This window comes from Streptomyces sp. NPDC107498, from assembly GCF_055582805.1.
Map to the genome: position 1 here is coordinate 1 of NZ_JBVJPE010000032.1, position 22,368 is coordinate 22,368.

A 22,368-nucleotide genomic window follows, 5' to 3' on the forward strand; every position below is an offset into this window, starting at 1 on the left:
AACATCGAGGTCGCGGTGGCGTGGCTGATCTTGGTGACGGCGTGGGCCTCGCCGGCGGCGGTGAGGACGCCGACGCCGGGGGCGAAGAGGGCGCCCAGGACGAGGGCGACTGCGGTGAGGACGGAGCGGATCTTCACGGGGGTTCCTCCTGCGGGTGACCGTGACGACGGGGGACGGCTGTGCAGGTGGTGCTCGTCGCGCAGGGAGATGGTGCCGCAGTTCTACGCGCGTCCGCCAGAGGGCGTCGGCGTCGGTCCGACGCCGTCCGGATGAACGGCCCCCCTAGATGTTGAATGTTGAACGGAATAGGGCTACAGTCATTCTCGTTGAAGGTTCAACAAACACCGACAAGGAGCACGCCATGGGTCTCTTCGGCCGCAGGAACAACGAGTCCACCACCGCCACCGCCACCCTCCCCGTGGACCCCGCCCTCGCCGCCCTGACCGGCGACTACACCATCGACCCGGCGCACAGCAGCATCGGCTTCACCGTCCGTCACGCGATGGTCACCAACGTCCGCGGCACCTTCGCCGAACACGAGGGCGCGCTGAAGCTCGACGGCTCGAACCCGGCCGCCTCCACCGCCTCGATCGACGTCAGGATCGCCTCGATCGACACCGGCATCGGCGACCGTGACGGCCACCTGCGCAGCGGTGACTTCTTCGACGCCGAGCAGTTCCCGCTGATGTCCTTCCGCTCCACGGAGGCGGCGCAGCTGGGCGGCGACAAGTACCGGGTCACCGGCGACCTGACCATCAAGGACGTCACCAAGCCGCTCTCCATCGACCTGGAGTTCAACGGCACCGCGACGGACGTCTACGGCAACGAGCGCGTCGGCTTCGAGGGCTCCGCCGAGATCCTGCGCTCCGAGTGGGGCCTGACCTGGAACGCGGCCCTGGAGACCGGCGGCGTCATGGTCAGCGACAAGGTCAAGCTGAACTTCGACATCTCCGCGATCAAGAACGCCGCCTGATCCTTCCGCCGGCCTGCGGAATTCCCTCCGAGGGCCCCGGTGGTCCTTCCGCCACCCCTCGGCGACACGAGCGCGCCCGCCCTCCGCAGCAGCGGAAGGCGGGCGCTCGGCGTTTCCGGGGCCCCGCCCGTCAGACGGAAGAGCGGTCCAGCGGGCGATTCCCTTCCCGCGCGGCCGCGTTCGGCACGATCCCGCCCCTGGCCCCGCCCTCGGTCGAGGTCGCGAAGAGGAGTCCGCCGGTGAGGAGGACGACGGCGCCGGTGGCGGCGTGGATGCCGAGCGCCGCCGCGTACGAACCCCCGTGGGCGAGGACGGCGAGGGCGTCCCCGAAGGGGACGATCGCGAGGAGCAGCATGACCCAGGCCAGCGGGCGGCGCCTGCCGAGCACGAGGAGGGTGAGCACGATCGCGCCGTTGGCGAGGTCGCGGACGCCCTTGACCGCGAAGTATCCGGCGGCGTCGCCCTCGGGCCAGGAGGGGATGCCGAAGCCGGCGGCCGCGGTCTCGGGGGCGAACAGGAAGTTGACGCCGAACCAGAGGCAGGCGAGACCGCCCAGGACGGACAGGACGGTGGCGACGCGGTGCGCGTTCATGGTTCCCCCACGAGGATCTAGCGCTGCTAGGACTGATGACAAAGCTAGCCCTAGCGTAGCCCTTTTGTCTAGCGCCGCTAGAATCCATGGGCTTCCCGGGCGTCGGCACCCGGGTTCCGGCCCGAGTCGGAGCCGGCCGAAGGGCATCCGAACCCGCTGGTCGACACCGCTGTCAGTGGCGGCCGCTAGCGTCGTCGGCATGGAACTCCGCATCGACAGCGCCGTGTTGACCGACGCCGTGGCCCGGGCCGCGCGCGTCCTGCCGACCCGCTCCCCCCTGCCCGTCCTCGGCGGTCTGCTCCTGGAGGCGGCGGACGGCCGGTTGCGCGTCTCGGGCCTGGACCACGAGGCCTCGGCCCGCGTCGAGGTCGAGGCCGACACGGTCGTCGAGGGCCGGGCCCTGGTCCTCGGCCGGCGCCTGCTCGACATCTGCAAGGTGCTCCCCCGGGGCGGCACCGGGCTCGCCGTGGAGGGCGCCCGCCTCTCGGTGACCACGGGCGACGCCCGCTTCGGCCTCTCCCTGCTGCCGCTCGACGACCACCCCGCCGCGCCCCCGCTGCCCGAGGTGCGCGGCCTGGTGGACGGGGACGCCTTCGCGGCGGCGGTCGGCCAGGTCGCCGTGGCCGCGGGCCGGGACGACTCGCTGCCCGTCCTGACCGGGATACGGCTGGCCCTGGACGGCTCCACGATGACGCTGGCCGCCACCGACCGCTACCGGTACGCGGTCCGCACCCTGGAGTGGAAGCCGGAGGCCGGTGCCGACGCGGAGGACGCGGACGTGGTCGTCCCGGCCCGCCGCCTCACCGAGACCGCCCGCTCCCTCGTGGGCGCGGGCCCCGTCCGCCTCGCCCTCGACTCCGGCTCCCTCGGCTTCGAGAGCGCCGGCACCCGCACCACCACCCGTCTGCTCGACGGCCGGCTCCCCCGCCACGACAAGCTCTTCGCCCTCGGCGAGCACGCCCTCGCGGTCACCGAGCGGGCCCCGCTGGCCGAGGCCGTCAAGCGGGTCGCGGTCGTCGCGGAGGGCGACAGCCCGGTCCAACTGGCCTTCTCCCCCACCGCCCTCCACCTCCAGGCGGGCTACGAGGACGACGTGGCCTCCCAGCGGCTCCCCGCCACCCTCACGGGCTCGGACTCCCTGACGGTCGCCTTCAACCCGAACTACCTCCTGGACGCGCTGAACTCCCTGGACGCCCCGGAGGTCCGCTTCCACCTCCTGGGCCCGGGGCAGCGCGCCCTGCTCACCGACGGCCCGGAGGAGACCCACCGCCACCTCCTGATGTCGGTGAAGCCACTGGTCTAGAGGCCGTCCGGAGGAGCCGCTAGAACCCGCCGCCCCCGTCGAAGCCGCCGCCTCCGCCGTCGAAGCCGCCACCCCCGCCGAAGTCGCCGCCGCCGCCGAAGTCGCCCGATCCGAAGTCGCCGGGGTCGAAGTCGGCACCGGAGAAGTCGCCGCCCTGGAAGTCCTGGAAGTCGGCGCCGCCGTACTCGGCGGCGTAGGCGGGGGTGGCGAGCACGGAGCCGAGCAGGGTGCCCACGAGGAGGCCGGGGAGCATGCCGCCGCCGAAGTAGCCGCCGGCCCAGGGGCCGTAGGCGGGGCCCGCCTCCCAGTAGGGGCGACGGCCGGTGTCGGTGTCGACGGTGCGGGCCACGGGGTCGAGGCCGTCGTCGAGGCGGGCCGCGTCGGCCGCGCAGACCGGGACCTGGCGCGGGGCGCCGCCGGGCGGGGTCCAGGTCCGGTCCCCGGCGGCGGGGCCGTGGCGGGGGTCGAAGAAGCACGGGGGCCGGCGCTCGGGGAGCGGGCGGGACTCGCGGCGGGCGGCCAGGACGGCGAGGGAGAAGCGGCCCTCCTCCAGCGCCTGGGTGACGCCGCGGACGTCGTGCGGGCGGGCGGCCGAGGCCATGAGGGACTTGGCCCGGTCGTACGAGTCGAGGGCGCGCTCGTAGTCGCCGCGCATGGCGTCGTCGGCGCCGCGCTCGGCGGGGTGGAAGTCGAGGCGTTCGAGTTCCTCTCCGAAGGCGGTGATGTCCTCGTCGACGACGACCCGGAGCCGGTCGAGGGCGGCACGCTCCTCGGCCTCCTTGCGGAGCCGGTTGCGGCGCACGACGGCGTAGGCGCCCGCGCCGCCCGCGACGACGACCGCGCCGAGGACGGCGAGCCCGGCGACGGGGACGCCGGATTCCTTGCCCACGGCGCCCCAGGAGGCGGGGGCGGAGCCGCGCAGGGTGGGCAGGGCCTGGTCGACGAAGTCGTTGAGCTCGGTGGCCGCGTCCACGCCCGGCTGGCGCACGGAGGTGACGAGGTTCCGCACGGCCTGCCGGGACATCACCGACCGGTCGGCGCCCGCGTCGAAGCCGGTGCCGAGGCGCACGGCGTAGAGGCCGGTGATCCCGGTCTGGGTCCGCAGGTTCCGCAGCAGCTGCTCCGGCGGGAACTGTGCGTTCGCGGGGAGGACCGCCACGAACAGCGGTTTGTCCGCGTCCTTGATCTTCTGCGCCAGGGCCTTCGCGTCGGCCGTGGAGAGCTGGCCCGCGGCGCCGGGGTCGACGTACACCGGGCCCTGCTTCAGGGCGGCGGCCGCGTCGGGGACGCCCGTGGCCCTGGCGCCCGCGGTGGGCGCCAGGACCAGAAGCAGGAGCAGCATCAGCCCGCCGACGGCCGACCATGTGGATATCGCCCTGGTCCTCATGGTTCGACGCTACCCGAACCAGACCGAACCAGACATAGCGGGATTACTCGGCGGGGTCGATCCCGGCCCGCAGCAGCCCGTACGTGAAGGCGTCCTCCAGGGCCTGCCAGGACGCGGCGATGACGTTCTCGCCGACGCCGACCGTGGACCACTCGTTGTTGCCGTCGCTGGTGGTGACGAGGACCCGGGTCGTGGACTCGGTGCCGTGGCGGCCCTCCAGGATGCGGACCTTGTAGTCGACCAGCTCGAACTTGGCGAGCGGCGGGTAGATCCGGTCCAGGGCCACCCGGATCGCCCGGTCGAGGGCGTTGACCGGACCGTTGCCCTCGGCCGTGGCGACGATCCGCTCGCCCTTGGCCCAGAGCTTCACGGTCGCCTCGTTGGCGTGCGTGCCGTCGGGGCGGTCCTCGACGATCGCGCGCCAGGACTCCGTACGGAAGTAGCGGCGGGCCCGACCCTCGGCCTCCTCCCGGAGCAGCAGCTCGAAGGAGGCGTCGGCGGCCTCGTACGTGTAGCCCTTGAGCTCGCGCTCCTTGACGCGCTCGACGACGCGGGCGACGAGCGCGCGGTCGCCGCCCAGGTCGACGCCGAGCTCCTTGCCCTTGAGCTCGATGGAGGCGCGGCCGGCCATGTCGGAGACGAGCATCCGCATGGTGTTGCCGACCAGTTCGGGGTCGATGTGCTGGTAGAGGTCGGGGTCCACCTTGATCGCGGAGGCGTGCAGTCCTGCCTTGTGGGCGAAGGCGGAGACGCCGACGTACGGCTGGTGGGTGGAGGGCGTGAGGTTGACGACCTCGGCGATGGCGTGCGAGATCCGGGTCATCTCGGCGAGCGCGCCCTCGGGGAGGACCTTCTTGCCGTACTTGAGCTCCAGGGCCGCGACGACGGGGAAGAGGTTGGCGTTGCCGACCCGCTCGCCGTAGCCGTTGGCGGTGCACTGGACGTGGGTGGCGCCCGCGTCGACGGCGGCGAGGGTGTTGGCGACGGCGCAGCCGGTGTCGTCCTGGGCGTGGATGCCGAGGCGGGCTCCGGTGTCGGCGAGGACGGTGGCGACGACGGCCTGGATCTGGGCGGGGAGCATGCCTCCGTTGGTGTCGCAGAGGATGACGACGTCGGCGCCGGCCTCGTGCGCGGCGCGGACGACGGCCTTGGCGTAGTCCGGGTTGGCCTTGTAGCCGTCGAAGAAGTGCTCGCAGTCGACGAAGACCCGGCGGCCCTGGGCGGTCAGGTGGGAGACGGTGTCGCGGACCATCTCCAGGTTCTCGTCGAGGGTGGTGCGCAGGGCGAGCTCGACGTGCCGGTCGTGCGACTTGGCGACCAGGGTGACCACCGGAGCGCCGGAGTCGAGGAGCGCCTTGACCTGCGGGTCCTCGGCCGCGTCGCCCCCCGCCCTGCGGGTGGCGCCGAAGGCGACGAGCTGGGCGTTCTTGAACGCGATCTCCTGCCGGGCGCGGGCGAAGAACTCCGTGTCCCGCGGGTTGGCGCCGGGCCAGCCGCCCTCGATGAAGCCCACGCCGAACTCGTCGAGGTGCCGGGCGATGGTCAGCTTGTCCGCGACGGTGAGGTTGATGCCTTCACGCTGCGCCCCGTCGCGCAGTGTCGTGTCGAAGACATGGAAACTGTCGTCGAGGCGCGATCCCTCGGCGTTCTCCGTGGTCATGGCTGTGATGGCTCCTGTCGGATGTGGCTCCGGAAGGTATGGATCCACTTGCCCCCATTCTCACGCGTCGTCCGCTTCCGGCATGGGTGGGGCCGGAAAACGAAAAAACCCCTCGCGGGTGCGAGAGGTCTGCGCGCGGGTCTGGGGCACGGTGTCCACTGCCGCGGGGGTCGTGCCGCGGTTCAGTGGCCACTGCGGACCGGCGCGCCGCTGCCGATAATCATCGTGGTAGCAAGCACGCCGGAAGTCTGGCACAGGTCCGGTGTCAGCGGGACGGGGGTCTCACGATACGGGCAGTTGATCCCGTGACCGCCCGGGCGGGGCGGCGCCCACCCGGCCGAGGTCGATGTCCCGGGTCTCCCGCATCGTGAGGTAGACGACCAGGGAGACGGCCGCGCAGCCCGCGACGTACCAGGAGAAGCCCGACTCGACGCCGGCGTCCTTGAACCAGAGCGCGACGTACTCGGCGGTGCCGCCGAAGAGGGCGTTGGCGACGGCGTACGGCAGGGCGACGCCGAGGGCGCGGATGCCGGTCGGGAAGAGCTCGGCCTTCACGCAGGCGTTGATGGAGGTGTAGCCGGTGACGACGACGAGCGCGAGGAGGGAGAGCCCGAGGGCCGGCCAGAAGGAGCCGGCGTGCTTGAGCATCGTCAGGATCGGGACGGTGAGGAGGGTGGAGCCGAGCGCGAAGGTGACGAGGAGCGGGCGGCGTCCGATCCGGTCGGAGAGCCGGCCGGCGAGCGGCTGGAGGCCGGCGAAGACGATCAGGGCGCAGAAGGAGACCAGGGTGGCGGTCTGCTTGGGCAGCCCGGCGGAGTTGGACAGGTACTTGGTGAGGTAGGTGGTGTACGTGTAGTAGGCCACGGTCCCGCCCATGGTGAGCGCGATGACGAGGAAGGCCTCGCGCTTGTGCGCCCAGAGGGCCTTGAGGGTGCCGCGATCGGCCTGCTGGGCGGTGCCGGCCTCCTCGTACACCTCGGTCTCCAGCATGGTCCGCCGCAGGTAGAAGACGACGGCCGCGCCGAGGGCGCCGACGACGAACGGGATGCGCCAGCCCCAGCCGGACAGGGCGTCGGCGGACAGGGTGTGCTGGAGGACGAGCAGCAGGCCGAGGCCGAGGATCTGACCGGCGGTCATCGACACGTACTGGAAGCTGGAGGCGAAGCCGCGGTGCCGCGGATCGGAGGCCTCGGTGAGGTAGGTGGCGCTGGCCGCGTACTCGCCGCCGACGGAGAGGCCCTGGAGGAGGCGGGCGACGAGGAGGACGGCGGCGCCGCCGTACCCGGCGACCGAGTACGTCGGCGCGATCGCGATCAGTACGGCGGAGGCGGACATCAGCGTCACGGTGAGGGTGAGCGCCGCCTTGCGGCCCTTGCGGTCACCGACCCGGCCGAGGAGCCAGCCGCCGACGGGGCGCATGAAGAAGCCGACGGCGAAGATGCCGGCGGTGTTCATGAGCTTGGCGGTGTCGTTGCCGTCGGGGAAGAAGGCCCCCGCGAAGTAGGTGGCGAAGCTCGCGTACACGAACCAGTCGAACCACTCGACCATGTTGCCGGCGGAGCCGACCCAGATCTTCTTCCAGTGCTCTCGTCCCATGGGCAGGAACCGTGCCGGAGATCGCGCCGGGTCAACAAGGCTGTAGCGCACAACGATCGGGTGTACTTACGTGCGTTGTGGTCGCACGATCAGGTCCTGCTCGATGAACTCCCTTACGTGAGCGAGGACCTGTTCCCGACCCGTGCCGGGGATGCCGACGGCGACGTGCACGCTGAAGCCGTCGAGCAGGGCCCGCATCCGGGTGGCGAAGCGGTCCGGGTCGACCGCCCGGAACTCGCCCCGCGAGACGCCCTCGGCGAGGATCGCGACCAGGTCCCGGTGCCAGGCCCCCTCGATGGCGGCCTGCCGGGCGCGGGCGTCGTCGTCGGCGTTCTGCGACCGGTTCCAGACCTCCAGCCAGAGGGTCCAGTGCGGGTCGCGGGGCCCGTCGGGCACGTACACGTCGACGTACCCGTCGAGCCGGTCGCGCGCCTTCCCCGGCCGGGACAGCAGCGCACTGCGCTCGGCCCCGAGCCGCCCCTCGCTCCACTCCAGGGTCCGCAGGAGCAGCTCGTCCTTGGTGCGGAAGTAGTAGAGGAGGTGCCCGCTGCTCATCCCCACCTGCCGCCCGAGCCCGGCCATGGTGAGCCCGTCGAGTCCGCGCTCGGCGATGGTGTCCATGGCCGCGGCGAGCACGTCCTCGCGGGGCGGCGCGGCCTGGTTGCGCCGGCGGGGGTGGGGGGAGGGGGTGGGGTCGCTGCTCTGACTCACTCGTACGTTCTACAGGATGCGGCCGTCGGGCCCGCGCCCGAAGGCGTGCAGCATGACGTCGGCGAGGTCGGCACCGGGCACGGTGGCGCGCAGTTCGGCGAGGACGGGCGGGAGGTGCTCGTCGGCGATCACGCCGAGGTGCTCCTGCCGCAGGCCGCGGATCACCTCGACGATCTCCGGCCGCAGGGTCGTCCAGCCGCGGGAGGTGCGGATCTCGGCCTCGACCCGGTCCATGAACCAGCGCATGACGGTGTACGGGACGTCGTGGTCGCCCTCGCCGGCGGCGAAGCACACCGTCGGCTCCCGCCCGGGGTCCTCGTCGGGGACGATCGCCAGGACGAGCGCGCGCCGCCCGCCGACGCGGTCCAGCTCCAGGTACCAGGCGTCGTCGGGGACGGAGTACAGGGTCGTGAGGGCGTAGTCGCCGTCGGGGTGGGGTATCGGCATGGCCGCACGCTCTCATCGGGCATGCGGCCACCACCAGCGGTTTTATCGGACGGCGGGCTGCTGCTGCGTGATGCAGTGGATGCCGCCGCCGCCCGCGAAGATCGTGCGGGCGTCGACCAGGACGACCTCGCGCTCCGGGAAGAGGCGGCGGAAGATCTCGGCCGCGAGTTCGTCGTGGGGGTCGTCGAAGGCGCAGAGGACGACGCCGCCGTTGCACAGGTAGTGGTTGATGTACGAGTAGTCGACCCAGTCGCCCTCCTCGTCCTTGAGGACGGTCGGGGCCGGGACCTCGATGACCTCCAGGGGGCGGCCCTGGGCGTCGGTCCGGCCGCGCAGGATGTTCACGTACATCCGGGAGCGCTCGTAGTCGGGGTGGGCCGGGTCCTGCTGGCTGTGGACGAGGACCGTGCCGGGGCGGGCGAAGGCCGCGACGATGTCGACGTGGCCCTGGGTGCCGTAGAGGCCGTAGTCGCCGGTGAGGCCGTGGGGGAGCCAGATCGCCTTCGTCGTGCCGAGCTTGGCGTGGATCTCCTGCTCGACCTGCTCGCGCGTCCACTCGGGGTTGCGGCCGGAGCCGAGCTGCACGGTGTCGGTGAGCAGGACGGTGCCCTCGCCGTCGACGTGGATCGCGCCGCCCTCGTTCACCAGCGGAGACGACAGTACGGGGACTCCCGCCACGTCGGCGACATGGCGGGCGATCTTGGAGTCGTGCTCCCAGCGGGCCCAGTCCTGGGCGCCCCAGCCGTTGAACACCCAGTCCACGGCCGCGAGTTCGGTGCCGTTCGTGACGAAGGTCGGGCCGATGTCCCGCATCCAGGCGTCGTCGAGCTCGCGCTCGACCAGGTCGATCTCCGGGCCGAGGAGGGCCGCGGCCGACTCCGCGTCCCCGGGCGCGACGACCACCGTCACCGGCTCGAAGCGGCGGACGGCGCGGGCCACCGACGCCCAGGCGGTGCGGGCCTCGGCGAGCTCGTCCTCGTTGGTGAAGGTGGGGTTGGGGCTGGGCCAGGCCATCCAGGTCCGCTCGTGGGGGGTCCATTCGGCGGGCATGCGGTACGAGTTCATGAATCGGGTCCTAGAGGAAGTGGAGGCGGTTGGGGGAGACGGATGCGGCCGCCACAGCACGATGTCGGCCGTCTTCCCGACCTCGATCGAGCCGATCTCGCGGGCGGGGCCGTGGGCGATCGCCGGGTTGACGGTGAGCTCGGTCGTGGAGCGCAGCACGCGCGCGTTGTCGTCGTGCGCGCCGTCGCCCTCCGTGGGTCCGGGCTCGGCCTTCGTCTTCCCGGCCATGGCGAAGGTCCGGCGTACGGTCTCGCCGGCCCTTCCCGTCCCCTGCGCGTCGGAGGAGGTGATCCCGATCGCGCCGAGGTCGTGCAGGACGTCCTCCGCGCCCGCCGCCGAAGGCGAGGCGCGGGTCGCCCCCGCCCATCGGGTCGGTGACGACCGCGAGCCGGGAGCCGTCGTCGAAGACGGCTTCGACGTGGACCTCGGTGACCACGTCGGCGACGCCGGGCGGGACGTCTTCGGGGCCGAGGACGGAGCGGGCCGCCCCGATCGCCCCGGCGGGTCGCTTGCCGTCGCGGACCGCCTCGCAGACGGCGTCCACGACGAGCGCGGTCGCCTCGGGCACGTTGAGCCGCGGGCCCCGGGCCCGGCGCGCGCGGGCGGGCTCGGCGGCACCGAAGAGGAGCAGCCGGTCGCGCTCCGTGGGAGACCGTCTCACGCCCCACACACCTCCTGCAATCGCGACGCGTTTGAGCGACACTCTAAATGCTGAGACGCGCGCTTCCAAGCATTGACGCCATCGACAGCTGTAGGTCACATTGAGCGCCGCTCTAAAACTTCCCCCGCCCGCCCCCGCAGGGAGTGCTCATGCCGATAGAACAGCGCGGAGTCGACACCATCCCCGAGGCCGAACGCACCAGCGGCCCCCGCGACCTCGTCTCGATCCTGCTCGGATCCAACCTCTGTCTGGGGGTGATCGTCTTCGGCTGGCTGCCGGTCTCCTTCGGGCTCGGCTTCTGGGCCTCGGTGACCTCCGTCGTCACCGGCACCCTCGTCGGCGTGGCGGTCACCGCTCCCCTCGCGCTCGTGTCCCTCCGCACCGCGACCAACCTCTCCACCTCCTCCGGCGCCTTCTTCGGCGTCCGCGGCCGGCTGGTCGGCTCCGTGGTCGGACTGCTGCTCTCGCTGGGCTACACCGCGCTGACCCTCTGGATCGGCGGCGACGTGATGGTGGGCACGCTCGCCCGCCTCGTCGGCCTGCCGACCGGCGGCGCCGTCCACGCCCTCGTCTACGCGTTCCTCGCCGCCTGCACGGTGGTCGGCGCGGTGTACGGCTACCGGCTGCTGCTCCGGCTGAGCAAGGCGCTCGCCGTCGGCATGACGGTGCTCCTCGCCATCGGCCTGGCCGCCTACGCCGGGGACTTCACCACGGCCGCGGTCCCGGACACCCCGTACCTGCTCGGCTCCTTCTGGCCGACCTGGCTGCTCTCGGCCGTGGCCGCGGGACTCAGCGGCCCGGTCGCCTTCATCACCCTGCTCGGCGACTACACCCGGTACGTCTCCCCCGAGCGGTACGGCGCGAAGACCGTGTGGCGGGCCACCTTCCTGGGCCTGACCGTGGGCCTGCTGGTCCCCCAGCTCTTCGGCACGTTCACCGCCCTGGCGGCGCGCGGCGGCCTGGACTACGCGGGACCGCTCGTCGACGCGTCCCCCGTCTGGTACCTCGTACCGCTGCTCGTCGCCGCCACCGCCGGCTCCGTCGGCAACGCCGGCCTGATGCTGTACTCGATGGGCCTCGACCTCGACGCGATCCTGCCGAAGGCCACGCGCGCGCGTGCCACCCTCGTGGTCGCGGCGGTGGCGACGGCCTTCGTCTTCGCCGGGCACTTCGCCTCGGACGCCCAGACGGCGATGACCTCGTTCGTGCTGCTGCTCACCGCGATCGGGACCCCGTGGGCGGTGATCACCCTGATCGGGCACGCGCGCTGCGGCGGGACGTACGACCCGGAGGCGCTCCAGGTCTTCAACCAGCGCTCGCGCGGCGGGATCTACTGGTTCTCGGCGGGCTGGCACCCGCGCGCCACCGTCTCCTGGGCGGTCGGCGCGGCGGTCGGCCTGGCCGCGGTGTCGACGCCGCTCTACGAGGGGCCGCTGCTCGCCCTCACGGGCGGGGTCGACTGCAGCTTCGTCTTCTCGGGGATCGTGGGCGGCGCGCTGTACGCCGTCCTGACGCCGAACAGGGCTTCCGGGACCGTGACGGCCCCGGAAGCCCTGGCGACGACGGAGTAGCGGCTAACCCCACCGGCTCACTTGCCGAGCTCGTGCATCCAGCCGTGCACGTCCTCGGCCTTGCCGGTCTGGATGGCGAGCAGCGCCTCGCGCAGCCTCATCGTGACCTCGCCGGGCTCGCCGCCCGACTGCTGCCACTCGCCCCGGGCGGACTTGACCAGGCCGACCGGGGTGATGACGGCGGCGGTGCCGCAGGCGAAGACCTCGGTGAGGGTGCCGTTCTCGGTGTCGGCCTGCCACTGGTCGATGGAGACGCGGGCCTCCTCGGACTCGTAGCCGAGGTCCTCGGCGACCTTGAGGAGCGAGTCGCGGGTGATGCCCGCGAGCAGCGAACCGGTGAGGGTCGGGGTGACGATCTTCGGCTTCCCGTCGGACTCGGCCCCGTACACGAAGTACAGGTTCATGCCGCCGAGTTCCTCGACCCACTTGTGCTCGACCGCGTCGAGGTAGCAGACCTGGTCGCAGCCCTTGGCCGCCGCCTCGGCCTGCGCGAGCAGGGAGGCCGCGTAGTTGCCGCCGGTCTTGGCGTCGCCGACGCCGCCGGGGACGGCGCGGACACGGTCCTCCGAGGCCCAGATGGAGACGGGCTTCACGCCGCCCGCGAAGTACGGGCCGGCCGGCGAGGCGATGACGACGAACAGGTACTCGTTGGCCGGGCGGACACCGAGGCCGACCTCGGTGGCGATCATGAACGGACGCAGGTAGAGCGAGTCCTCGCCGCCGTGCGCCGGAACCCAGGCCTCGTCGTGCCGCACGAGCACGTCGCACGCCTCGACGAAGGTCTCGACCGGCAGCTCGGGCATGCCGAGCCGGCGGGCGGAGGCCTGGAAGCGGCGGGCGTTGGCGTCGGGGCGGAAGGTGGCGACGGAGCCGTCGGGGCGGCGGTAGGCCTTCAGGCCCTCGAAGATCTCCTGCGCGTAGTGCAGGACGTTCGTGGCCGGGTCCAGGGAGAGCGGACCGTACGGCACGAGCTGGGCGTCGTGCCAGCCGCGGCCCTCGGTCCACCGGATGGTGACCATGTGGTCGGTGAAGTGGCGGCCGAATCCCGGCTGGGCCAGGATCGCCTCGCGCTCCGCGGCGGACAGCGGGCTGGAGGAGGGCTTGAGCTCGATCGTGGGCGTCGTCATGAGTGCGTGTCCTTCACCGGTTGTGATGGGGAGGACCGCGCGCACGCCGTCGTCGGGGACTGTCGTCCCCGACGAGCTGCGTCCGGGCATGCCCGTATGCCGCGGCCCCACGTTCGATTATCGCTCGGGGGGACCGGTGCGGAAAACGGGTGCGCGCGGTCCGGGGTTCGGGTGGGGCCCCGCGGCCGCGCAGGGGGCAGCCGCCGGGCGCTGGTGCGACCCGGCGGCTGCTGTGTGGTGTCAGTCGGCGCGGGTCAGCTCGCTACTCGCGCGGCGAGCGCGTCGCCGATCCCGTCCGTCGTGCGGACGGAGCCGCCGCGCTCGGTGAGGTCGGCCGCGACGGCCTCCTCGACCCGGGCGGCCTCGGTCTCGTAGCCGAGGTGGCGGAGCAGGAGGGCGACGGAGAGGACGGTGGCCGTGGGGTCGGCCTTGCCCTGGCCCGCGATGTCCGGCGCGGAGCCGTGGACCGGCTCGAACATGGACGGGAACTCGCCGCTCGGGTTGATGTTGCCCGAGGCGGCGACGCCGATGCCGCCGGAGACGGCCGCGGCGAGGTCGGTGATGATGTCGCCGAAGAGGTTGTCGGTGACGATCACGTCGAAGCGGGCCGGGTCGGTGACGAGGAAGATCGTCGCGGCGTCGACGTGCAGGTAGTCGGTGGTGACCTCGGGGTACTCCCGGGCCACCTTGTGGAAGGTGTCCGTCCAGAGGTGGCCGGCGAAGGTCAGCACGTTGTTCTTGTGGACCAGCGTCAGCTTCTTGCGCGGACGGGCCTGGGCGCGGGCGAAGGCGTCCCGGACCACGCGCTCGACGCCGAAGGCGGTGTTGACCGAGACCTCGGTGGCGACCTCGTGCGGGGTGCCCTTGCGGATGGTGCCGCCGTTGCCCGTGTACGGACCCTCGGTGCCCTCGCGGACCACGACGAAGTCGATCTCGGGCTGCCCGGCGAGCGGGGTGGCCACGCCGGGGAGCAGCTTCGAGGGGCGCAGGTTCACGTGGTGGTCGAAGGCGAAGCGGAGCTTCAGGAGGAAGCCGCGCTCCAGGACGCCGGACGGCACCGAGGGGTCGCCGATGGCGCCGAGCAGGATGGCGTCGTGCTTCTTGAGGGAGGCGAGATCGGCGTCGGTGAGGGTCTCACCGGTGGCGTGGTAGCGCTTGGCGCCGAAGTCGTACTCCTCGGTCTCCAGCTTCACGTCCTGGGGAAGGACGGCCGCGAGGACCTTGAGGCCCTGGGCCACGACCTCCTGGCCGATGCCGTCGCCGGGAATGACTGCGAGATTGATGCTGTGAGACATGTCGGCACCCTACTCTTCGTCCCATCGTCTGACACGTTCCGTCCGCCATGTGGACGAACGGACAGGCGTCGGGGTCGGCTCAGTGGCCGGTGGAGCCGCCGTTGTCACGGCGGTCGAGGGCGCGCTGGAGGGCGGCGGCGGCGTTCTGGCGGGCCTCGTCGCTGGGGCGGTTGGCGGAGTGGCGGACGCGGCGGGCGGTCTGAGCGGCCATGAGGGATCGACTCCTTGAGATCAGTGGTGATCCGGACGTGCGGAGATCAGTGGTGATCGAAGGCGCCGGAAGGGGCGGGGAGCGCCGCCGCAGGGGTTGCCTGCACGGGGCGTCGCGCTCTCGGCCGCCATTCGCTTGATGAAGCGAGACGTTCGGCTTCTACAAAGCTAGGGCAGGTCCCCTCATCTGTCTCCACAATTACTCGGACTTCCTACTATCTGAGACGGCGCTCAACGCTCCGTGGTCCGCAGCTCGCGGACGAGCGCGCGCACGGCGAGGGATTTCGCCTGCTCAGGAGTGGTGACACGGCCCATCGAGCGGGTCGGGCGGCCCGGACCGAGATCGGTGATCCCGACCGAGGGCGGTGCTCCGATCAGGGACAGTTCCGGCATCACGGCCATCCCGGTGCCGGTGCCCACCGGAGCCGGCACCGCTCCGTCGTCCTCGGCCTCCACGGTGGCCGCCGGCAGCCGCTCCCGGGCGTCCCGCCATTCCCGGGTGCACGAGGTGCGGTCCTCCGCCCGGCCGACCAACGGCAGCGTGCGCGGCGCCGGACGGCCGGCGGGGTGCACGGGCGCGTCCCCCTCCTCCCGGAGACGCCCCCGACGGGTCCGGGAGGCACCGACGAGGTGGTCCCGATCGCCGCGATGCCGATGTCGGCCCGCCCGTCGAGGACTTCGCCCGCGGTGCCGCGCCCCGCCTCCCGCACGATCCGCACCTCGGGCACGCCCTCCGGGTGACGGGCGGTCAGCCGTTCCGGGGCCCGGGGCCGGGCCTGCCCTCGCCCGCGCGGCGAGAACCTCGGGAAGACGCCGGTGACCTCGCAACCCTACCTAGATTGCATTCCTACCTAGGTAGTGGTGAGATGTGGTCATGGCCGCAGACCGCAGATCCAGCTGGCTCAAGGGAGTCCTCGACCTGCTCGTCCTCTCCTGCCTGACCGACGGGGAGAGCTACGGGTACGAGATCGCCAAGGCGCTCCACGGGGCGGGACTCGGCGAGATCAAGGGCGGGACGCTCTACCCCGTCCTGAACCGCCTGGAGGAGGCCGGTCTGGTGGAGGCCGAGTTCCGCGCCGCCGAACGCGGCCCGGGGCGACGCTACTACCGGCTCACGGCCCTCGGCCGCGAGCGGCTCGCGGCCGAGACCGGGGCGTGGCTGACCTTCCACAGCGCCGTACGGACCGTGCTCAGACCAGGGGGAACGACACCATGACCACCGACGCCTACTTCGCCGAGCTCTCCGGCTCGCTGCGCGCCGCCCGCGTACCGGACGAGCAGATCGCCGCGACCGTCGAGGACCTGCGGGCCCACCTCGCGGAGACGGGGACGGCCCCGGAGGAGGAGTTCGGCCCCGCCGTCGCGTTCGCCGCGCAGCTCGGCGGCCTCGCGCCGGCGCCCGGCGAGCCGGACGGGCGCGCGGAGTCCTGGACCTGGACGGCCGACCTCTTCAACGACCGCCGGATGCTGGCCGTCCACGGCGACCAGGGCTGGGAGGTGGAGTCGCTCGACGCGATCGGCCGGTTCGTCTGCCGCCGCACGCCCGGGTCGGCGCTGCGCTGGGAGTACCGCCGCGAGGTGATCGCCGGGCGCCGGCGGAGCCGTGTCCTCGACGACCTCACGCCGGAGGGCTGGGAGCTGTGCGGGGAGTGGCTGGTGTACGGCTACTTCAAGCGGCCGCGCGCGGCGACCGCGGGCCCGGCCGGCACCGTGGGGGCCCCGCCGGCCGTTCCGGGGCGGTGGCTGTTCCTGAGCCGCCGGGGCAAGGCCGTGCTCACGGTCTGGTGCGTCCTGGTCGCCGGCGCGATGGCGGCGTTCTTCGTCGGGGCCCTCGGCACCGGCGGGCTGGCGATCACGATCGCCCTCACGTCCATGTTCTCCGCCCTGTACACCTCCCACCTGGAGACCGCCACGGGACGCGTCCGCAAGGACGCCGCGTCCGGCACCGCCGACCGGACCTGACGGCACCTCACATCACGTCGCCGTCCCGCCAGTCGAAGACCAGCGGGGCGGCGGGGTCGGGCAGCGCCCGGCCGCCCGAGGGGCGCAGGAGGACGAAGCCCTCCTCCTCGGCGAGGCGGACGGTCCCCCCGGGCCCGAGCGCTTCGAGGCGCCCCTCCCAGACCTGCCAGCCGCGTGCGCGGTAGAGCGCGGCCCCCTCGTCGGAGGCTCCGAGCGCCCCGAAGGCGTACGCCCCGTCGATCACCCGCTCCAGTCCGGCCATCACCGCGCCGCCGAGTCCCCGCCGCCGGTGGTCCTCCCGCACGGCGACCCCTTCCACGTATCCGACGCGGTGCGAGCGCCCCCGGTGGAGCGCCCGGCGCTGCACGACGGCGCCGTGGGCGACGACGCCCCGCTCGTCCTCGATCCAGGCGTGGACGCCGCCGAGGGCGTGGTCCCAGTCGGCCTCGGAGAAGTCGCCCCCGAAGGCGGCGTCGAGCATCTCGCGCACGGAGCGGAGCCGGGCGGCGCCGAGTTCGTGGGTGGGAGCGATCCTCACGGTCATGCCTCACCCTCCCACACTCACCTAACCCCTCACACCCCATTGACAGGTTGGCCCTGCTCCTGATGGAGTCGTCTCGTAACCAGTGAACGATAAATGAGGGGTTAGAACGATGCCCGTGCTGCCGACCCACCACCGCACCGTCACCGTCCGGGGCCACGAGATCGCCTACCGCGAGGCCGGACCGGCCGACGCCCCCGTGCTGCTCCTGCTGCACGGCTTCCCCACCAGCTCGCACATGTTCCGCGACCTGATCCCGCTGCTCGCGCACGACTACCGCCTGATCGCCCCCGACCACCTGGGCTTCGGCCGCAGCGCCGCGCCCTCCGCCGCCGACTTCGACTACACCTTCGCCGAACTGGCCGCGCTCACCGCCGAGTTAACCGAGGTCCTCGGCCTGGACCGGTTCGCGCTCTACATCCAGGACTACGGCGCACCCATCGGTCTGCGCCTCGCCCTCGCCCACCCGGAGCGGATCACCGCGATCGTCACCCAGAACGGCAACGCCTACGAGGAGGGACTCGGCGCCGAGGCCTGGGCCCCCGTCCTCGCCCTGATCGAGGAGCGCACCCCCGAGACCGAGGAGCCGGTCCGCGCCATCCGCTCCCTGGACGGCATCCGGTGGCAGTACGAGACGGGCGTCCCCGCCGCGTACCGGGACCTGCTCAGCCCCGACGCCTGGCACCACGACGCGGCCCTGATGGCCCGCGAGGGCCAGGACGACATCCAGCTGGGCCTGATCGCCGACTACGGATCGAACTTCGCGCTCTACCCCGCCTTCCAGGAGTACTTCCGCACCTCCCGGGTCCCGCTCCTCGCCGTGTGGGGCGAGGGCGACCAGGTCTTCGTACCGGCGGGCGCCGAAGCCTTCCGCCGCGACCTGCCGGAGGCCGAGGTCCACCTCCTGCCCACGGGCCACTTCGCCCTGGAGACCCACGCGCCGCGGATCGCGGAGCTGATCGGCGACTTCCTCGGGCGGCACGCCCTCCTCAGGCCGTAGCCCTCTCCAGGTCGCGCGCGACCCGCTCCACCCAGGCGGTGAGCTCCTCCCGGGGGCGGGCCTCGCCTCCGCCCAGGGCCGCGGCCTGGGCGTCCGTGATCCGGTCGGGTCCCGACGCGGTCAGCAGCCCGTGCAGCTCCTTCATCAGGGACGTCATCCGCAGCGCGTCGCTGTGCTCGATCGCGTCGACCCCGTGCCCGGGGCCGAGTGTCGTCGAACCGGGCATGACCTGCCTCCTCACCGAGCCCCCTCCCAGCAGCGTAAGCCCCCCGCACGAGAACCGCCCCCGTCCTGGTTTGGGGGTCCAGGAGGGGGGCGGTGATCGAGGGGCCTCTGGGAGGCGGGGGCGTCAGCCCATGTGCGGGTAGCCGTACTCGGTCGGCGGGACCAGCGTCTCCTTGATGGCACGGGTCAGCGTCCAGCGCATCAGGTTCTGCGGGGCACCGGCCTTGTCGTTGGTGCCGGAGGCGCGGCCGCCGCCGAAGGGCTGCTGGCCGACGACGGCGCCGGTCGACTTGTCGTTGATGTAGAAGTTGCCCGCGGCGAAGCGGAGCTTCTCCATCGTGTACGCGGCGGCCGCGCGGTCGCCGGAGATGACCGAGCCGGTGAGGGCGTAGTCGGAGACCGACTCCATCTGGGTCAGCATCGCGTCGTACGCGTCGGCCGAGCTGTCGTCGTACACGTGGATCGCGAGGATCGGGCCGAAGTACTCGGCCTTGAAGACCTCGTTCTCCGGGTCGTCGCAGACGATGACGGTCGGGCGGACGAAGTAGCCCACCGAGTCGTCGTAGGTGCCACCGGCGATGATCGTGCAGCTCGGGTCGGCCGCGGCACGGTCGATGGCGGCCTTGTTCTTGGCGAACGAGCGCTCGTCGATGACGGCGCCGATGAAGTTCGACAGGTCGGTGACGTCACCCATGGCGATGCCGTCGACCTCGGCCGCGAACTCCTCCTTGAAGCCGTCGTTCCAGATCGACGCCGGGACGTAGGCGCGGGAGGACGCGGAGCACTTCTGGCCCTGGAACTCGAAGGAGCCACGGGTCAGCGCGGTCTTCAGGACGGCGCGGTCGGCGCTGGGGTGGGCGACGACGAAGTCCTTGCCGCCGGTCTCGCCGACGATCCGCGGGTACGAGCGGTACTTCTCGATGTTGTTGCCGACCGTCTTCCACAGGTGCTGGAAGGTCTTGGTCGAGCCGGTGAAGTGGATGCCGGCCAGGTCGCGGTGGTTCAGGGCCACCTCGGAGACGGCGATGCCGTCGCCGGTCACCAGGTTGATGACGCCCTTCGGCAGGCCGGCCTCCTCCAGGAGCTCCATGAGGAGCACGGCGGAGTGGGTCTGCGTCGGGGACGGCTTCCAGACCACCACGTTGCCCATGAGGGCGGGGGCGGTGGGCAGGTTGCCCGCGATGGCGGTGAAGTTGAAGGGCGTGATCGCGTAGACGAAGCCCTCCAGCGGGCGGTGGTCCAGACGGTTCCACACGCCCGGGGAGTTCGCCGGCGGCTGCTCGGCGAGGATCTGGCGGGCGTACGCCACGTTGAAGCGCCAGAAGTCGACGAGCTCGCACGGGGTGTCGATCTCGGCCTGCTGGGCGGTCTTGGACTGGCCGAGCATGGTCGACGCGGCCAGCGTCTCGCGCCACGGGCCGGCGAGCAGCTCGGCGGCGCGCAGGATGATCGCGGCGCGGTCGTCGAAGGACATCGCGCGCCAGGCCGGGGCGGCGGCCAGGGCCGCGTCGATGGCGTCCTGGGCGTCCTGCTCGGTGGCGCCGCGGAAGGTGCCGATGACGGCCTTGTGGTTGTGCGGCTGGACGACCTTGAACTCCTCGCCGCCACCGAGGCGCTTCACGCCGCCGATGGTCATCGGCAGCTCGCGCGGGTTCTCGGCCAGCTCCTTGAGCTTGGTCTCCAGGCGGAGTCGCTCGGGGGAACCGGGGGCGTAGCTGTGCACCGGCTCGTTGACCGGAGCGGGGACCTGGGTGACAGCGTCCATGAGTCTCGATACTCCTTGTGAGAGGTGGGCTCAGCCCTTGGTGAGGATGGAGCGGACGAAGAAGAGGAGGTTGGCCGGCTTCTCCGCGAGGCGGCGCATGAAGTAGCCGTACCAGTCGGTGCCGTACGCGGTGTAGACGCGCATGCGGTGGCCCTCGGCGGCGAGCCGGTTCTGCTCCTCGCTGCGGATGCCGTACAGCATCTGGAACTCGTACTCGTCCAGCTTGCGCCCGGCGCGGCGGGCCAGCTCCTGGCCGATGGAGATCAGGCGCGGGTCGTGCGAGCCGATCATCGGGTAGCCCTCGCCGTCCATCAGGATCTTCATGATCCGGACGTACGCCTTGTCGATCTCGGGCTTGTCCTGGACGGCGACGGAGGCGGGCTCCTTGTAGGCGCCCTTCACGATCCGGACGCGGGAGCCGTTCGCGGCGAGGCGGCGGGCGTCGTCCTCGGTGCGGAAGAGGTAGGCCTGGATGACGCACCCGGTCTGCGGGAAGTCCTTCCGCAGCTCCTCGTGGATGGCGAACATCGAGTCGAGGGTGGTGTGGTCCTCGGCGTCCAGGGTGACGGTGGTGCCGATCTCGGCGGCGGCCGCGACGACCGGGCGGACGTTCGCGAGGGCCAGCTCGTGCCCGTTCTCCAGGGACTGGCCGAACATCGACAGCTTCACCGACATCTCGGCGCGGGCGCCGAGGCCCAGCTCCTTGAGGCGGCCGATGAGCTCCAGGTAGGCGTCCCGGGCGGCGTACGACTGCTCGACGGTGGTGATGTCCTCGCCGACGACGTCGAGGGTGACCTCCAGGCCGCGGTCGCTCAGCTCGGAGACGATCGGCACGACGTCGTCGACCGTCTCGCCGGCGATGAAGCGGGCGACGACCTGCTTGGTCCCGGGGGCGGCCGAAACGAGACGGCGCATCTTGTCGCTGCGCGACGCGGCGAGGATCACGGGACCCAGCACGGGGACCTCCAGAAGGACGGGGTGACGAAGGGTGCCTTACCCGCTCTTTTGCAAAGAACCGGGAACAGCACGAAGAACCACCGTGAAACCTATGGACCGCTCCGATCGTCCGCCATCTACAGCTGTCACGCATCCGTGCACGGCATCTCATACATATGTCTGAGCGGGTGCGAGAATGGCGCCGTGAAGGGCGATTACCAAGACCTGGTGGACGAGATCTCCGCGCTGCTGGGCGCACCGGCGACGCTGGAGAACCGCGATTTCGGTCTGATCGCCTTCGGTGCCCACGACAGCGACGACGACAGCGCGATGGACCCCGTCCGGACGCGGTCGATCCTGACCCGGAAGTCGACCCCGGCGGTCCGCGCCTGGTTCGAGGGCTTCGGCATCACCCGGGCGACGGGCCCGGTCCGCATCCCGGCCGCTCCGGACGCCGGGGTGTTCCGGGACCGCCTCTGCCTGCCCGTACGCCATCGGGGGGTCGTCCTCGGGTACGTCTGGCTGCTGGACGCCGAGCCCGGTCCCACGCCCGCCCAGCTCACGGCCTCGATGGAGGTCGCCACCCGGATCGGCGCGCTCCTCGCCGACGAGGAGCGCGCGGACGCCGACCTCTCGCGCGAGTTCGCCGCGGCCCTGACCGCCGGACGCGGCTGGCAGAGCGACATGGCCGTCGCGGCGCTCAGGACGGCCCTGGGGCCCGGCGCGGACGGCCTGCACACCGTCGTCTGCGTGACCCCCTGGCAGGGCGAGGCCCCGTCGATCCGGGCGGTCCCCGGCGCGGCGGCGGTCGCCGTGCTCCCCGAGGGCGAGTCCCTCGCCGTCCTCGTGCGGCTGCGCACGGCCGAGGACCCCTCCCCCGCCCGCACGGCCGCCGACCGGCTGCGCGCCGGCGCCCCCGCCGGCATCGCCACCCCCCGCCGGGGCCTCGCGGAGCTCCCGGCGGCCTGGCGCGAAGCCAACACGGCGGCCCGCGCCGCCACGGCCCAACCGACGCTCGGCCCGGTCGCGGAGTGGGCCGGGATCGGCCCGTACCGCCTGCTGGCGGCGCTGTACCACCCGGAGGTCGACCCCGTCGTCGCACCGCTGATCACCCCCGCCCACGCCGAACTGGCCCGCACGGCCGAGGTGTTCCTCGACAACGCGGGCCAGGCGGGCCGCACGGCGGCGGCCCTGGGCATCCACCGCCAGACCCTCTACTACCGGCTGTCCCGGGTCGAACAGCTCACGGGCCTGGACCTGGACAACGGCGAGGACCGCCTCCTGCTGCACATGTCCCTGAAGTCCGCCCGGCTCTGAACGACGCGGCGGCCCGGCGCCGGG

At 72.3% G+C, this 22,368-nt stretch carries 21 protein-coding genes and 2 pseudogenes; 7 read left to right on the forward strand and 16 right to left on the reverse strand.

The window, feature by feature from the left end:
* Positions 1-361: 361 nt before the first annotated feature.
* The gene (locus ACZ66Z_RS33850; RefSeq protein WP_469939565.1) at positions 362-973 is read left to right on the forward strand and encodes a YceI family protein; all 612 of its coding nucleotides are present in this window, start codon (positions 362-364) and stop codon (positions 971-973) included.
* Between the two features lie 130 nt (positions 974-1,103).
* Here the strand turns inward: ACZ66Z_RS33850 and ACZ66Z_RS33855 are convergent, their stop codons facing one another.
* Positions 1,104-1,565, reverse strand: coding sequence for a DUF4267 domain-containing protein (locus tag ACZ66Z_RS33855; RefSeq protein WP_469939566.1), 462 nt, complete (start codon positions 1,563-1,565; stop codon positions 1,104-1,106).
* A 199-nt stretch (positions 1,566-1,764) separates the two neighbouring features.
* Here ACZ66Z_RS33855 and dnaN point away from each other — a divergent pair, with 199 nt between their 5' ends.
* Positions 1,765-2,868: a DNA polymerase III subunit beta gene (dnaN, locus tag ACZ66Z_RS33860; protein WP_469939567.1), complete on the forward strand. Its 1,104-nt coding sequence runs from the start codon at positions 1,765-1,767 to the stop codon at positions 2,866-2,868.
* A 19-nt stretch (positions 2,869-2,887) separates the two neighbouring features.
* Here the strand turns inward: dnaN and ACZ66Z_RS33865 are convergent, their stop codons facing one another.
* The 7 genes and pseudogenes from ACZ66Z_RS33865 to ureA form a co-directional block, all read right to left on the reverse strand.
* Positions 2,888-4,255 carry a hypothetical protein gene (locus tag ACZ66Z_RS33865; protein WP_469939568.1) on the reverse strand — a complete coding sequence of 456 codons (1,368 nt, stop codon included), beginning with the start codon at positions 4,253-4,255 and terminating at the stop codon, positions 2,888-2,890.
* 43 nt (positions 4,256-4,298) lie between these two features.
* A complete protein-coding gene (gene cimA, locus ACZ66Z_RS33870) occupies positions 4,299-5,915 on the reverse strand; it encodes a citramalate synthase (protein ID WP_469939569.1) in 1,617 nt (538 codons plus the stop codon).
* Positions 5,916-6,197: 282 nt separating this feature from the next.
* Positions 6,198-7,511: an MFS transporter gene (locus ACZ66Z_RS33875; RefSeq protein ID WP_469939571.1), complete on the reverse strand. Its 1,314-nt coding sequence runs from the start codon at positions 7,509-7,511 to the stop codon at positions 6,198-6,200.
* Between the two features lie 66 nt (positions 7,512-7,577).
* Positions 7,578-8,132 carry a TetR/AcrR family transcriptional regulator gene (locus tag ACZ66Z_RS33880; RefSeq protein WP_469939629.1) on the reverse strand — a complete coding sequence of 185 codons (555 nt, stop codon included), beginning with the start codon at positions 8,130-8,132 and terminating at the stop codon, positions 7,578-7,580.
* Between the two features lie 99 nt (positions 8,133-8,231).
* The gene (locus tag ACZ66Z_RS33885) at positions 8,232-8,669 is read right to left on the reverse strand and encodes a hypothetical protein (RefSeq protein ID WP_469939572.1); all 438 of its coding nucleotides are present in this window, start codon (positions 8,667-8,669) and stop codon (positions 8,232-8,234) included.
* A gap of 42 nt (positions 8,670-8,711) precedes the next feature.
* A complete protein-coding gene (locus tag ACZ66Z_RS33890) occupies positions 8,712-10,049 on the reverse strand; it encodes an agmatine deiminase family protein (protein ID WP_469939630.1) in 1,338 nt (445 codons plus the stop codon).
* 40 nt (positions 10,050-10,089) lie between these two features.
* Positions 10,090-10,395, reverse strand: a pseudogene (gene ureA / locus ACZ66Z_RS33895) (urease subunit gamma); the annotation flags it as partial.
* Positions 10,396-10,544: 149 nt separating this feature from the next.
* Between ureA and ACZ66Z_RS33900 the strand changes: the two are divergent.
* Entirely contained in the window at positions 10,545-11,966 is a 1,422-nt protein-coding gene (locus tag ACZ66Z_RS33900) for a cytosine permease (RefSeq protein ID WP_469939574.1), read from the forward strand.
* A gap of 17 nt (positions 11,967-11,983) precedes the next feature.
* On the opposite strand, the gene ACZ66Z_RS33905 is transcribed toward ACZ66Z_RS33900, so the two are convergent.
* The 4 genes and pseudogenes from ACZ66Z_RS33905 to ACZ66Z_RS33920 all read right to left on the reverse strand — a co-directional run.
* Positions 11,984-13,093 carry a branched-chain amino acid aminotransferase gene (locus ACZ66Z_RS33905; protein WP_469939576.1) on the reverse strand — a complete coding sequence of 370 codons (1,110 nt, stop codon included), beginning with the start codon at positions 13,091-13,093 and terminating at the stop codon, positions 11,984-11,986.
* A gap of 254 nt (positions 13,094-13,347) precedes the next feature.
* A complete protein-coding gene (locus ACZ66Z_RS33910) occupies positions 13,348-14,388 on the reverse strand; it encodes a 3-isopropylmalate dehydrogenase (RefSeq protein ID WP_469939577.1) in 1,041 nt (346 codons plus the stop codon).
* A 79-nt stretch (positions 14,389-14,467) separates the two neighbouring features.
* Entirely contained in the window at positions 14,468-14,599 is a 132-nt protein-coding gene (locus ACZ66Z_RS33915) for a hypothetical protein (RefSeq protein WP_256341282.1), read from the reverse strand.
* 230 nt (positions 14,600-14,829) lie between these two features.
* Positions 14,830-15,368 (reverse strand): annotated as a pseudogene (locus ACZ66Z_RS33920) (type 2 periplasmic-binding domain-containing protein); the annotation flags it as partial.
* Positions 15,369-15,472: 104 nt separating this feature from the next.
* On the opposite strand from ACZ66Z_RS33920, the gene ACZ66Z_RS33925 reads away from it, so the two are divergent.
* Positions 15,473-15,814 carry a PadR family transcriptional regulator gene (locus ACZ66Z_RS33925; RefSeq protein WP_469939578.1) on the forward strand — a complete coding sequence of 114 codons (342 nt, stop codon included), beginning with the start codon at positions 15,473-15,475 and terminating at the stop codon, positions 15,812-15,814.
* Positions 15,811-16,560 (forward strand): hypothetical protein, encoded by a 750-nt coding sequence (locus ACZ66Z_RS33930; RefSeq protein ID WP_469939579.1) that lies wholly within the window; start codon positions 15,811-15,813, stop codon positions 16,558-16,560. Before ACZ66Z_RS33925 ends, ACZ66Z_RS33930 begins: the two co-directional genes overlap by 4 nt.
* Before the next feature lie 7 nt (positions 16,561-16,567).
* Here ACZ66Z_RS33930 and ACZ66Z_RS33935 read toward each other — a convergent pair whose 3' ends face one another.
* Complete coding sequence (locus ACZ66Z_RS33935) at positions 16,568-17,104, reverse strand: GNAT family N-acetyltransferase (RefSeq protein WP_469939581.1); 537 nt, start codon at positions 17,102-17,104, stop codon at positions 16,568-16,570.
* A gap of 109 nt (positions 17,105-17,213) precedes the next feature.
* On the opposite strand from ACZ66Z_RS33935, the gene ACZ66Z_RS33940 reads away from it, so the two are divergent.
* Positions 17,214-18,101 carry an alpha/beta fold hydrolase gene (locus ACZ66Z_RS33940; protein WP_469939582.1) on the forward strand — a complete coding sequence of 296 codons (888 nt, stop codon included), beginning with the start codon at positions 17,214-17,216 and terminating at the stop codon, positions 18,099-18,101.
* Here ACZ66Z_RS33940 and ACZ66Z_RS33945 read toward each other — a convergent pair.
* The 3 genes from ACZ66Z_RS33945 to ACZ66Z_RS33955 all read right to left on the reverse strand — a co-directional run bounded on the left by ACZ66Z_RS33945 (position 18,091) and on the right by ACZ66Z_RS33955 (position 21,048).
* A complete protein-coding gene (locus ACZ66Z_RS33945; RefSeq protein ID WP_469939584.1) occupies positions 18,091-18,327 on the reverse strand; it encodes a hypothetical protein in 237 nt (78 codons plus the stop codon). The two genes, ACZ66Z_RS33940 and ACZ66Z_RS33945, sit on opposite strands and share 11 nt — an antisense overlap.
* 123 nt (positions 18,328-18,450) lie before the next feature.
* Positions 18,451-20,091 (reverse strand): L-glutamate gamma-semialdehyde dehydrogenase, encoded by a 1,641-nt coding sequence (pruA, locus tag ACZ66Z_RS33950; RefSeq protein ID WP_469939585.1) that lies wholly within the window; start codon positions 20,089-20,091, stop codon positions 18,451-18,453.
* Between the two features lie 30 nt (positions 20,092-20,121).
* Positions 20,122-21,048, reverse strand: coding sequence for a proline dehydrogenase family protein (locus ACZ66Z_RS33955; RefSeq protein ID WP_469939587.1), 927 nt, complete (start codon positions 21,046-21,048; stop codon positions 20,122-20,124).
* A gap of 183 nt (positions 21,049-21,231) precedes the next feature.
* On the opposite strand from ACZ66Z_RS33955, the gene ACZ66Z_RS33960 reads away from it, so the two are divergent.
* Positions 21,232-22,344: a PucR family transcriptional regulator gene (locus ACZ66Z_RS33960; RefSeq protein WP_469939588.1), complete on the forward strand. Its 1,113-nt coding sequence runs from the start codon at positions 21,232-21,234 to the stop codon at positions 22,342-22,344.
* Positions 22,345-22,368: the final 24 nt, after the last annotated feature.